The sequence below is a fragment of the Bacillus smithii genome, from assembly GCF_001050115.1.
Classification (GTDB): domain Bacteria; phylum Bacillota; class Bacilli; order Bacillales; family DSM-4216; genus Bacillus_O; species Bacillus_O smithii.
Genome location: NZ_CP012024.1, coordinates 2,833,498 through 2,845,274, shown reverse-complemented (window position 1 = coordinate 2,845,274; position 11,777 = coordinate 2,833,498). Strand labels below are relative to the sequence as shown.

Here is an 11,777-nt window from a genome sequence, read left to right as displayed (position 1 = left end):
GAAAAAGAGAATGTCAAGAGGACGTTTAGTTCTATTGAATTTAGTAGGGATCATTGTCGTGATCTTGTTGTTGGCAGGAGGAGCTTATTATTACTATCAAACCACGAACTACTTGAAAACCGATGATGCAAAAGTATCAGCGGATATGGTTCCGGTTGTGGCGACAGCTTCCGGCAAATTAGTGGACTGGACCGGAGAAGAAGGAGATAAAGTTTTGAAGGACGATTTGCTTGGGAAAATTTCAGACGGCAAAACGACGATTCCGGTAACATCTCCTGAAAAAGGGACCATTATTAAAAATCAAGTGCAAAAAAATCAAATTGTTCAAGCGGGACAAACGTTGGCTCAAACAGCTGACTTGAGTCATCTCTACATTGTAGCCAATATTAAAGAAACCGATCTTAAGGACATTGAAAAAGGAGATAAAGTGACCATAACGGTGGATGGCGATCCGGATACAACATTTGATGGCAAAGTAGAAGAAATCGGCTATGCAACGAACTCTGTTTTCTCCTTATTACCTGAACAAAATTCCAGCGGAAACTACACAAAAGTTACACAAAAAGTTCCGGTGAAAATTTCGATCAAAGATCCATCGGATAAAGTTCTGCCTGGCATGAACGCAGAAGTGAAAATTTCTAAATAATCGTCATGAATTCAATCGGAAAGGAGGCAGTCGAGAATGGCTTCTGAATCAGCTGATACAACGAACCGAGGAATCCGACAGCATATCCCGTTATTGGCGGTCCTCATGCTGGGGCTGTTTTTGGCCATCTTGAATCAGACGCTTCTAAGCGTTGCCATGCCCCATATGATGACGGATTTTGGGGTTGGAGCTACGACGATCCAATGGCTGTCTACAGGATTCATGCTAGTCAACGGAGCGTTGATTCCGTTGTCAGCCTTTTTAATCGAACGTTTCGGCACCCGGATTTTGTTTTTAGTGGCCATGGTATTTTTTACGTTGGGGACTTTTATATGCGGAATTGCCCCTAATTTTTCCACCATGTTAATCGGTCGTTTAATTCAAGCGATTGGCGGCGGAGTGATGCAGCCTCTCGTTATGACGATCATTATGTTTGTTTTCCCTCCGGAAATGCGCGGAAGAGGGATGGGGATTTTCGGTTTGGCGATGATGTTTGCGCCTGCCATCGGCCCTACTTTATCAGGATGGGTGATTGAAAACTATTCTTGGCGTATTATGTTTTACGCCATGGTGCCGCTGGGAATTTTAATCATTCTGATTTCCTTCTTTACCTTGCGAAACATTATGGAGCCGAAAAAGATCAAACTCGATTATTTGGGAGCTTTATTGTCTTTAATAGGCGTGGCTTCGCTATTATATGGAGTCAGTGAAGCGGGAACAGACGGATGGACGGATCCTGTTGTCCTCACAACGATTGTCATTGGTTTGATAGGCATTGTAGCCTTTGTCATTCAACAATTAACATCGAAAAAACCAATTCTTGATTTTCGTGTCTTTAAATACGACATGTTTTCGTTATCCAATGTGATTAGCGCGATCATCACAGTGGCCATGTTTGCAGGCATTTTCTTGCTGCCGATTTATTTGCAAAATTTGCGGGGATTTACACCGCTTCAGGCCGGATTGTTAATGCTTCCGGGTGCACTTGTTATGATGGTGATGTCGCCCGTCTCAGGTATGCTGTTTGATAAAGTAGGACCGCGGCCGCTTGCAGCAGTTGGCTTAATTGTCACGATCTTGACAACCTATGAATTTACTCGCTTATCCATCCATACTTCTTATGAACATATTTTAGGCCTTTACATGATTCGTTCTTTTGGGATGTCTCTATTGATGATGCCAATTATGACAGCCGGAATGAATCAATTGCCTAAACATTTGAACAGCCATGGAACGGCGATGACGAATACGCTTCGCCAAATATCCGGTGCGTTAGGAACCAGTTTAATTACCACTATCTATTCCAACAGAACCAATTTCCATTATGCGAACTTGGCGGATGGCATGAGCACAGCTGATCCAACGTTTATGCAGTCGTTTCAAGCTTTTGTCCATTCGATGGCGGGGGCGACGCATTTGCCGGTGGAAATGGCTCAGCAACTTTCTGTTTTTTCGCTTTACAGCCAAATCTTGCTGAAAGCCAATGTGAACGGAATTAATGATGCCTTTTATTGGGCAACCGGGTTATGTATCGTCGGGCTCATCCTAAGTCTATTTTTGCGCGATGTCCGAAAAGACAAAGTACGCGATAAAGCGGCAAAAAGAAAGCGGAATGTTCCGATGCTTCCTTCTCCTTCTGAGCGGCCGAAGGAAGTGTAAGCTTAAGTTTCAAAGAACAGGAGGGTAGACCCAATGAAAATTTATGTGGTGTATGACAGCGAAGGCGGGCATACCAAAACTCTCGCTGAAGCCATTGCGGAGGGTGCGAAGAAAGTGCCCGGAGCGGAAGTCCTCATCGATCATGTGAAGGATGCCGATATTTATAAACTTCCGGAAATGGATGCCATTATTTGGGGAGGACCGGGACATTTTGGCACGGTCAGTTCAGGCTTGAAAACTTGGATTGACCGTCTCGGCTACCTTTGGGCGGAAGGAAAGCTGGTGAATAAAGTTGGAGCCGTTTTTTGCACGACTGCTACGATTCACGGCGGTGTTGAATCCACCATGCTGAATTTGATCACCCCCATGCTTCACCATGGAATGATTGTCGTCGGCTTGCCGGGTAATATTCCTGAAAATGCTTTTTACGGTTCATATTATGGCGTGGGAATCAGCTGTCCGCCTGACTCCCCTGAACCGATTGACAACAATGGGTTGGAATTGGGAAGGGCCCTTGGTGAGCGGGTGGCTCGGGTGGCCAAGAAAATGGCAGAGGAAGAATAGGGGGATGACCGGATGCTGACAACGATTATTTGTATCATCCTTTCGATTTTGGTACTCACCGGTTTAGTGACCGTCAATACCCGTGCCGTCACTAAGGAACCATCAGGCCGATCGGAGGAAGAACGTACTCAACGTCAAGAAGAGGAAGAGTCCGGAACAGATCGGCCGCCGCTCCCCCAATCTGACGATCATGTCCGGCATCACGAGGATGAAGATCTTCAATCGATCATGGCGGATGACGAGTATCGGCAAGTGCTGAAAAACTTTTGGAAGCAAGTTTCGAAAGACGCCGACCATTCAGATGAGGAAAATCCTTCAAAAGTGGAAGATCCCATAAAAGATGATCAATATCGGGAAGCTTTGCGTTTGATGAATAAAGATCAAGATGACCAATAAAAACCATCAGCAGAAACTTGCTTTTCTGCTGATGGTCCTTTTTTTGCCGTTTCACCAATGTGTTTGGCAGGGATCTTGTCTCAGTAAAATTTAATAGCAAAAGGATCGTTTCCGTAAAGGATAAAAAAACTTATCCATATTTTTCTGAATCGGAAAATGATAGTAAATTTTGCGTGAAAAGCAGTAAAAACGGCATTCCTTCATGTTTCATCCTGGAATAAGGAAAAAACAGGCGGAATAGAAGATATTGTATCTTTTTCTTGAAACGTATGAAACAACACTCGAAACCACCTATGCAATTGGTGTATAATTCAAAAGCAGATAAGTGCGTCATCTTCATATGATTTAGTGGTTTTTATGAAAAATTCCGTCTCCACACCTTGAATGGATGTTTTAAAAGTGTTGTGAATCATTTTGTGTCGGAAAGAGAGTGGAACTTCATGGGACGTAAATGGAATAATATAAAAGATAAAAAAGCTGCGAAAGATGCGAATATGAGTCGTATTTATGCGAAATTTGGACGTGAAATTTATGTAGCGGCCCGGCAAGGAGAACCGGATCCGGAAGCCAACCGTGCGTTAAAAGTGGTACTGGAACGTGCGAAAACGTATAATGTGCCTAAAGCGATTATTGAACGTGCGATTGAAAAAGCGAAGGGCGGTTCCGATGAAAACTACGATGAACTTCGTTATGAAGGATTCGGACCAAATGGATCGATGGTGATCGTGGACGCACTGACGAATAATGTGAATCGTACGGCGTCAGAAGTGCGTGCAGCGTTTGGAAAGAATGGCGGTAATTTAGGTGTGAGCGGGTCCGTAGCTTATATGTTTGATGCCACGGCGGTTATTGGAGTCGAAGGGAAAACAGCGGATGAAGTGCTGGAATTATTATTAGAAGCAGATGTGGACGTACGGGACGTATTTGAAGAAGATGACACGGTTATCGTATATGCTGACCCTGATCAATTTCATGCCGTTCAAGAAGCATTCAAGAATGTGGGAATAACGGATTTTAAAGTGGCGGAATTAACGATGATTCCACAAAATTACGTCACCCTTTCAGAAGAAGATCAAGCCAAATTTGAAAAAATGATTGACGCATTAGAAGATTTAGAAGATGTTCAGCAAGTGTACCACAATGTGGATTTAGGGGAATAACTTCCGAGTATTTGCCCAAAAAGAACGATCCAGCAACAACAAAGGTTGCTGGGTTTTTTTATGCTTTAAAAATGTACTAAAGGGAATAAATAGGATTTTTTCTCGAAGGATGGAGAGTAGACCAATCGAGGCATAAAGGGCGAGTGTTCTCAGCAGGATGTAATCAACGCTCTTTTCTTGTAAATAAGGGATAAATTTTCTTCCGTTTTTTGCACATATTAAGGAATGCATGTTACCTATATGCGAAGGAGGGAGTTCGTTGGCTAAGAAAAAAGACGGCGGAACGAAACAAAACAGCAAGCAAAAGCCGAAAGGAAAAACATCCGGTTCAGCTAATGGCCAAAACGGCTACCATTAGGTACATTTTAATGTGACGATCTCAAAATGGGCGAGACTCCTGCGGGAAAAGCAAGACTAGGCGATACCTAGCAGCGAGGGACGAGCGAGAAGGCTGCGGTTCGCTCGCGGAAAGCGAATGAAATTCGCGATCATACTATAAAAAGATTTACATTAAAAAGGGTGCCCCGGGTTATCTAACTGACTTCCGGGGCACCGTTTTTTTGCGAGAAAAAATCGTTCAATATTCATTCAAAATAGCTTGTAATCACACGATAAAACGATCGAACCTATACTCGACCGCTTAGCTCTTGGCGTATTCGATTAAAACGAAAACGCCAGAAAAAACAATAAAAACGATCAAAGAAACGTAACAGATATGTACGATGTGTGAAAGATAAGAGGTACACCACTGCTTATTTAAGCGGTTCGCCAAAGCTGCCTTCAAAGATGGATTCTTTCACAGGCCGGCGAGTGGATGGCACTTCTCTTTCTTGCAAGTGTAGCGGCAAAGCTTCCTTTTCTCCTTGATAGCCAATGGCGATAAGAGCATCGATCGCATAGTCTTCCGGAATATTCAATACTTCACGAGCTTTGTCAAAATCAATTCCTGTCATCGGATGCGTAATCAAGCCTTTTCTCGTTGCTTCCAAGGATAAATAACCCCAAGCGGCGCCTGCGTCGAAAGCGTGAGAACCGATATTGCCCCTTTCACTAGTCAATTGAGAGATAATCAAAGCGAATGCGGGAGCTTTTTTGCACCAAGTTTGGTTAAATTCACCGATGAACGTCATGAATTTTTCACGGTCTTCTTTAGTCCGAGCCAGAATGAAGCGCCATGGTTGAAGGTTGAAAGCAGACGGCGCCCATCGTGCCGCTTCAAACAGGCTAAGCAGGATATCTTCCGGCACCTCTTTTTCTAAAAATGAACGTGGAGACCAGCGCTCTAAAAATACAGAATCAATTTCGTATTCCGGCTGACGTACGACTTCCGTTTTCCCCATAGGGACCCCTCCTACCATGTCGATTATATGAATCTAATTCTATTGTAAAACAGTTTTATTTTTCAGACAAATAATTGGTTTTTTCTCTTTTTGTTGGATTTTTGTGAAAAATGAATGAAAATAGTATTGAAAATGATTCTCATTATTATATATAATACATTTGTAACGGTTTGATATTTTATTCGATTGATAGAATACATATTCATCTATGGAGGAGGAAAAAGAAAAGTGAAAATTTGGAAAGCTGCATTCGTGACATTGTTATCATCCAGCCTGTTATTCGGCTGTTCTCAATCTTCTAAAACAGACTCTGAGCCTAAGAAGACGGACAAAAGTGCTTCAACGCAGCAGTCAAAAGAATTGGCGCAAGTCACAAAAGAGTATCGTGGCTATGCCATTGGAGAAATAGATGAACTTGTAAAAGACACGGAACAATTTACAAACGCTGTCAAAAGCGGTGACATAGAAAAGGCAAAACAAATTTATCCGCTGGCTCGGATGCATTATGAGCGGTCAGAACCGATTGCAGAAGTATTTGGAGACCTCGATCCTGAAATTGACGCCCGTGAAGGAGATGTTCCGGCATCGGAATGGCGGGGATTCCATCGAATTGAAAAAGGTTTGTGGAAAGAGAACACGACAGTTGGCTATGAGCAATATGCAGACCAATTGTTGAAAGATGTAAAATTGCTGCGTGCCAAAGTAGAAACGGTCAAAGTGACGCCGGACATATTAATTACCGGTGCGGTTGATTTATTGAATGAAGTGTCGACATCGAAAGTAACGGGGGAAGAAGATCGCTATTCCCATACTGATTTATACGATTTTGCCGCAAATGTCCAAGGAGCTGAAAAAATTTATGAGTTGCTGAAGCCTGCTTTAGAGAAAAAAGACAAGAAGCTTTCGGATGAAATCGGAAGTCATTTTGATCAAGTCAACCAATTGCTCAATCAGCATAAAAAAGGCGACGGATATGTTCCATACACTGAGTTAACGTCCGCAGAGGTAAAAGAATTAAGCCAAGCGATTGATGCACTGGCAGAGCCTCTTTCCAAAATGGGCATTGTTGTGGAGGAATCATAATGACGGAACAATCGAAGAAACAACCGGAAGAACCAACTTTTTTGTCTAAGCAGATTTCCCGCAGAGATATGCTGAAAATAGCGGGAGCCGGAGGAATTGGCCTTGCGCTTGGGGCTAGCGGCGCCGGAAGTCTGCTCACGATGACGAACTTATTCCCGGAAGCGGCCGAAGAAGATAAAGAGGACGAAACCGTTCCTTTTTATGGTGCCCATCAAGCAGGAATTGCGACACCAATGCAAAATCATGTGTACTTTGCTGCAATGGATGTAACAGCTGAGAGCCGATCAGAATTAATTGATCTCTTTCAAGATTGGACGAAAGCCGCTGCGTTGATGACGGCCGGAAAGCCGGTCGGAGAGAATTCCGGCAACGACTTTTTGCCCCCTAAAGATACAGGAGAAGCAGAGGAGCTTTCGCCTTCTAATTTAACGATTACCTTTGGTGTGGGGCCCACGCTTTTTGTAAAAGATGGAAAGGATTGCTTTGGCTTAAAGCGTAAGCAACCCGGAGAATTAAAAGAACTGCCGAAGTTTCCTCTCGATGCGTTGGATGAGAAATGGTGCGGAGGAGATTTATGCATTCAGGCATGCGCAGACGACGCCCAAGTGGCCTTCCATGCGGTTCGAAATTTGGTCAGAATCGCCCGCGGCAAAGCGACGATCCGCTGGGCGCAAGCCGGATTTCAGCGTTCCAAGCAAGCGGCTTCTTCCAAAAAAGATACGCCGCGGAATTTATTTGGATTTAAAGATGGAACGGTCAATCCGGATGTGCACAATGCAAAAGAAATGAATCGGTATGTATGGGTTCAGCCGGGAGACGGGCCTAATTGGCTAATCAACGGATCTTATTTAGTCGTCAGAAGAATTCAAATGCATATTGAAGTATGGGACAGGTCCAGTTTGCGCGACCAGGAAGAGACTTTTGGCCGTCATAAAGCAAGCGGGGCTCCGCTTGGCCAAAAAGATGAATTCGATCCTCTTGATTTAAAGAAAAAACGGCCGGATGGTCAATATTACATTCCGGTCGATTCACATGTTCGGCTGGCGCATCATGACGGAACGGAAAAAATTTTGCGTCGTTCGTATTCTTATGCCGACGGGATGGATCCAAAAACCGGAAGTTTGGACGCAGGCTTGCTCTTTATGTGCTACCAACGCAAGCCTAGCCGGCAATTTATTCCCATTCAATCCAGGCTTTCTCAAAACGACAAATTAAACGAATATATTACCCATCGCGGAAGCGCCATTTTTGCCTGCTTCCCCGGTGTAAAAAAAGGCGGCTATATCGGAGAGTCTCTGTTTGAATAGAGTCTCGTTTGGAAATGAGGAGATGATATTTTGAAACGATCTCACATCATCATCGTCGTGATCGGCATATTGGTTTGTTTTCTAAAGATTTCTCCTGCTTATGCCGAGAAAGGGTATGATGAATTGTATGTTCCTATCGGTGATGCGTTAACGCATACGCAATCATCAGCTGACTGGGATGTCATTCAAAAGGATATCCAGCAATTTGAGCAAGAATGGAATACGCTTCAAAAACCAAGCGGCAAACAGGTAAAGCGGATCAACCAAGAATTGGAAAAGGCGAAAAAAGCTTTACACGAAAAAAATGCAGGGGATCTCCGTCATGCTCTCTCCGCTTTATCAAGCCAGCTGATTCTTTTGGAAGAACAGCAATCAAAAGGCAATAAAGAGGAAGAAAAAGATAAAGTCCGTCAACTGCAGCCGATGATGGAACAAATGAAAACTTTGATTGAAAGTAAAAAATGGGAACAAGCCTATAATCAATATCGCCAATTTGAGACCGTATGGAATCGAGAGGCGGAAATGGCTGTTCGACAACAAAGTGTTGCCTCTTATGGAGAAATCGAAAAAAATATGTCCTTTTTGCGAATTGCTCTTACCCAAGAGCCAGTGGATCAAAAAAAGGCAACAGACAGCCTTCAGTCATTGAAACAATCGGTTGATGACTTTTTATCCGGAAAGGCGTCCGCCAAAACGAACTCAAAAGAGTATACTCTTTCTGATTTAAACCGACTATTAAAGGATAGTGTCCAAGCGATCCAAAAGGATGATAAATCAAAGGCCGTTTCCTCCTTAAATGAGGTTTTAACGATTTGGCCGATGGTAGAAGGGGAAGTTCAAACTCGGGACGCTGCATTGTACAATGATATGGAGACGAAAGTACCGGCGGCAGTCAGTATTTTAAGCTCCAACAGCGGTGATATCCATAAGGCAGAAGCCATCATCAATGACTTACATTCCCGCCTCGAGTCTCTAATGAAACAAACAAGCTACAGCATTTGGGATGCCGCTTTGATTTTGCTGCGTGAAGGCATGGAAGCATTGCTTGTGATTGCGGCTCTTGTCGCCTTTTTGAAAAAAACGAATCAGGCGGAAAAACAAAAATGGATATGGGGAGGGGCCGGCGCTGGTATTCTCGCCAGTGCATTGTTTGCGATCGTGTTAAGTTTGGCCTTTTCCAAAATGACAGGTGCTTCCAGCCGTGAGTATATTGAAGGGTTTGCCGGAATCGCGGCCGTTGTGATGATGTTGACGGTGGGGGCATGGCTGCATAATAAGTCCAATGTTCGTCAATGGAATCAATATATTCAGCAGCAAATGAATCAAGCGCTTGAAGGCGGCCGTCTTTGGACGATGTCGTTGATCAGCTTTCTGGCTATTTTTAGAGAAGGAGCAGAAACCATCATTTTTTATGTTGGGATGGCTCCTTCGATGAGTGTCGGCCGATTGCTGGCAGGAATCGGAATAGCGTTGGTCATCTTGTTCATCGTTGGGTTTTTGATTATTCATTTCAGCGTCAAAATCCCGGTTCGACCGTTTTTCTTGGTTGCTACTGTGCTGATTTACTTTTTATCGTTTAAAATTCTCGGAGTAAGCGTCCATGCCTTGCAAGTTGCCAAGTTGCTTCCGGCGCATACTTTGGCATCTTTGCCTAATATTGAATGGATCGGTTTTTATCCGACAATGGAAACGATCCTTCCGCAGATTGTGCTGGTTGTCCTCATTGCAGGAGCGGCTTACTGGGTAGAGAAATCAAACCGTAAAAGTGAGAAGGCGGCTTAACCTAATAAGGGGAGCGTTCCGTATGAATCAGCGGTTGCCTTCTCTTGATGTCGATTCAATCCATATCGGAACATTCGCGCTCCCCGGATTTTTTAAGGTAAAACTTTCATCCGTAAAGGCTTGATTTATAAAGTAAATTATGGTAGTATAATAGATGTTCTTAAGAAGACGGGGCATTAGCTTAGTTGGGAGAGCAGCTGACTCTTAATCAGCAGGTCGCAGGTTCGAACCCTGCATGCCCCATTATAAAGTCCAAAAAAGCAAGGTGTTTTAAAGGCGCCTTGCTTTTCGTTTGTCGGCAAATCCGAAACCGGGATTTGCCGATAGCTTTTTTGTGTGTCATTAAAAAATAGAGATGGATGAAATGCTGGCAAAGATACTTTTGCTGCGATGAATGTGAATAAGGTGGCTTGCCGATCATCGAAAAGTCCGGTAATAGCATAAAATAAACTTTTTGGTCTGACCGCCATCTTTAAAAGCATGAAAATGACAAAAGACATCCGAATATGTCCATTCAGATGCCTTTTGTCTATACTCTGGAAGGATAATGCTTTGATTTCTGGTCATTTTTTATTGCTCATCGTTTTTTGTCATAGTTTCGAAGCAAAATCGCTATAACAAAGAACAAAACAAAAAGCCCCCATGCTGTCAGTCCTTGTCTTTTGATAATTCCGAATATAAGGACTGAAATGCCGGACAATACAAATGAAATTTGGCTTAAAGTGTTTTTATTCATCCTGTTCGCCATCCTATTGCAATTTTTTTTAATTGTCCCCTCATGTTTCATGTCCCTATCAGACCCCTTAAAAATCCCTTTTTATCAGCAGCAGTTTCAAAATACAAGGAAAATTTTTATCAAAAACAACTTTTTCCCAATAAGAATAGTCATTTTTTAACCATTCTGGTATATGCTCTCTTTCTTAAAGTTCCGATTTGGTAACATTGAAATGGATCGTTGCAATCATTTTCTCTTAACTTTCTAGTTCTTTTATTTCCGTTTTCCCTACTCACAATATAACAGATCTATTATTGTTATGTGTATTTTCTTAATATTTTTTGCATTAAGGGGGGAACGAATCCCCTTTATTTTATGAATTCTACCCTCTTTCGGACGTTTGTGATGGCAATAAAAAAGGGATCCAATATCAAATTCCATTATTGTCATAAGCTGCTATTTTGGAAGGGGCTGATGATAGTCCCTTTAATAATTTCAGAGGAATTGTGCATGATTATGGTCTCTGGCATATTAAGCGGGCGAAATTGCTATAATAAAGGCTGGTGGTGATTGAATGGAAAGAAAAATCAGAAGGATCGGCAACTCATTAGGTGTCAATTTGCCTGCTGATATGCTGAAAGAAATACAATTAAATGAGGGCGACACCGTTGAAGTCGAGTTGCGAAAAGACAAAGGTGAGATCGTACTAAGAAACAAAAAAATCACGCCTATCAATAGTGATTTTGAATCACGAGTGATAGACGTTGTGGAAAAATATTTTGACATAACAAGGAAGTAGAAACCTGTACGAATTCATGAGAATAGGGGGCGGGCAGACTCTATTCTCTAGTTATATGTTATTACATTGTTATAACATTGTAAATACTTTTTGTTTGAAAAATTATCCTCGGCTGTATTGAAGACTGATTAAGTTTGATGCGGCCTCAGAGAGTGTAGACAAAAAGGCGTCCGGTTATGCCCAATCGGATGCCTTTTGTCTACATTCTGAAGCAAGGCGTTTTAAAGGCAGGCGCCTTGCTTTTTTTAGGTTTTTTCTTTGTAATGAAAAGAGAAAGGTATTTCGATAATATTATCATGAAAGCTAGGAATAACAGCAAAGTGGAG

The 11,777-nt window shown here is 42.7% G+C and carries 11 protein-coding genes and 1 tRNA gene; 10 read left to right on the top strand and 2 right to left on the bottom strand.

All coding sequences use genetic code 11. From position 1 onward, the window contains the following. Positions 1-10 precede the first annotated feature (10 nt). From BSM4216_RS13345 to BSM4216_RS13325, 5 genes are all read left to right on the top strand, one after another. Positions 11-646, top strand: coding sequence for a biotin/lipoyl-containing protein (locus tag BSM4216_RS13345; RefSeq protein ID WP_048624013.1), 636 nt, complete (start codon positions 11-13; stop codon positions 644-646). A gap of 36 nt (positions 647-682) precedes the next feature. Beyond that, on the top strand, positions 683-2,305 hold the full coding sequence (locus tag BSM4216_RS13340) for a DHA2 family efflux MFS transporter permease subunit (protein ID WP_048624012.1): 1,623 nt from the start codon (positions 683-685) through the stop codon (positions 2,303-2,305). Positions 2,306-2,338: 33 nt separating this feature from the next. Next, positions 2,339-2,869 carry an NAD(P)H-dependent oxidoreductase gene (locus BSM4216_RS13335; RefSeq protein ID WP_048624011.1) on the top strand — a complete coding sequence of 177 codons (531 nt, stop codon included), beginning with the start codon at positions 2,339-2,341 and terminating at the stop codon, positions 2,867-2,869. Positions 2,870-2,881: 12 nt separating this feature from the next. Further along, complete coding sequence (locus BSM4216_RS13330; RefSeq protein ID WP_048624010.1) at positions 2,882-3,265, top strand: hypothetical protein; 384 nt, start codon at positions 2,882-2,884, stop codon at positions 3,263-3,265. Between the two features lie 440 nt (positions 3,266-3,705). Further along, positions 3,706-4,425 carry a YebC/PmpR family DNA-binding transcriptional regulator gene (locus BSM4216_RS13325; RefSeq protein WP_048624009.1) on the top strand — a complete coding sequence of 240 codons (720 nt, stop codon included), beginning with the start codon at positions 3,706-3,708 and terminating at the stop codon, positions 4,423-4,425. A gap of 752 nt (positions 4,426-5,177) precedes the next feature. Here the strand turns inward: BSM4216_RS13325 and BSM4216_RS13320 are convergent. Beyond that, positions 5,178-5,765: a nitroreductase family protein gene (locus BSM4216_RS13320; protein ID WP_048624008.1), complete on the bottom strand. Its 588-nt coding sequence runs from the start codon at positions 5,763-5,765 to the stop codon at positions 5,178-5,180. A 228-nt stretch (positions 5,766-5,993) separates the two neighbouring features. Between BSM4216_RS13320 and efeO the strand changes: the two genes are divergently transcribed. From efeO to BSM4216_RS13300, 4 genes are all read left to right on the top strand, one after another. Next, entirely contained in the window at positions 5,994-6,848 is an 855-nt protein-coding gene (efeO, locus tag BSM4216_RS13315; protein ID WP_003352620.1) for an iron uptake system protein EfeO, read from the top strand. After that, complete coding sequence (efeB, locus tag BSM4216_RS13310; protein ID WP_048624007.1) at positions 6,848-8,155, top strand: iron uptake transporter deferrochelatase/peroxidase subunit; 1,308 nt, start codon at positions 6,848-6,850, stop codon at positions 8,153-8,155. The genes efeO and efeB overlap by 1 nt, the downstream gene beginning before the upstream one ends. A gap of 30 nt (positions 8,156-8,185) precedes the next feature. Continuing rightward, a complete protein-coding gene (locus tag BSM4216_RS13305) occupies positions 8,186-9,937 on the top strand; it encodes an FTR1 family protein (protein WP_048624006.1) in 1,752 nt (583 codons plus the stop codon). Positions 9,938-10,107: 170 nt separating this feature from the next. After that, positions 10,108-10,180, top strand: a tRNA-Lys gene (locus tag BSM4216_RS13300). Between the two features lie 334 nt (positions 10,181-10,514). On the opposite strand, the gene BSM4216_RS16910 is transcribed toward BSM4216_RS13300, so the two are convergent. Then, positions 10,515-10,673 (bottom strand): hypothetical protein, encoded by a 159-nt coding sequence (locus tag BSM4216_RS16910; RefSeq protein ID WP_003352615.1) that lies wholly within the window; start codon positions 10,671-10,673, stop codon positions 10,515-10,517. 553 nt (positions 10,674-11,226) lie between these two features. Between BSM4216_RS16910 and BSM4216_RS13290 the strand changes: the two genes are divergently transcribed. After that, positions 11,227-11,451 (top strand): AbrB/MazE/SpoVT family DNA-binding domain-containing protein, encoded by a 225-nt coding sequence (locus tag BSM4216_RS13290; protein ID WP_003352614.1) that lies wholly within the window; start codon positions 11,227-11,229, stop codon positions 11,449-11,451. The last annotated feature ends 326 nt before the right edge of the window (positions 11,452-11,777 follow it).

Excerpts from the sequence above, each read along its gene's own strand:
- BSM4216_RS13345 (WP_048624013.1), top strand. The coding sequence starts at position 11 with ATGTCAAGAGGACGTTTAGTTCTATTGAATTTAGTAGGGATCATTGTC.
- BSM4216_RS13340 (WP_048624012.1), top strand. The coding sequence starts at position 683 with ATGGCTTCTGAATCAGCTGATACAACGAACCGAGGAATCCGACAGCAT.
- BSM4216_RS13335 (WP_048624011.1), top strand. The coding sequence starts at position 2,339 with ATGAAAATTTATGTGGTGTATGACAGCGAAGGCGGGCATACCAAAACT.
- BSM4216_RS13330 (WP_048624010.1), top strand. The coding sequence starts at position 2,882 with ATGCTGACAACGATTATTTGTATCATCCTTTCGATTTTGGTACTCACC.
- BSM4216_RS13325 (WP_048624009.1), top strand. The coding sequence starts at position 3,706 with ATGGGACGTAAATGGAATAATATAAAAGATAAAAAAGCTGCGAAAGAT.
- BSM4216_RS13320 (WP_048624008.1), bottom strand. The coding sequence starts at position 5,765 with ATGGGGAAAACGGAAGTCGTACGTCAGCCGGAATACGAAATTGATTCT.
- efeB (WP_048624007.1), top strand. The coding sequence starts at position 6,848 with ATGACGGAACAATCGAAGAAACAACCGGAAGAACCAACTTTTTTGTCT.
- BSM4216_RS16910 (WP_003352615.1), bottom strand. The coding sequence starts at position 10,673 with ATGAATAAAAACACTTTAAGCCAAATTTCATTTGTATTGTCCGGCATT.
- BSM4216_RS13290 (WP_003352614.1), top strand. The coding sequence starts at position 11,227 with ATGGAAAGAAAAATCAGAAGGATCGGCAACTCATTAGGTGTCAATTTG.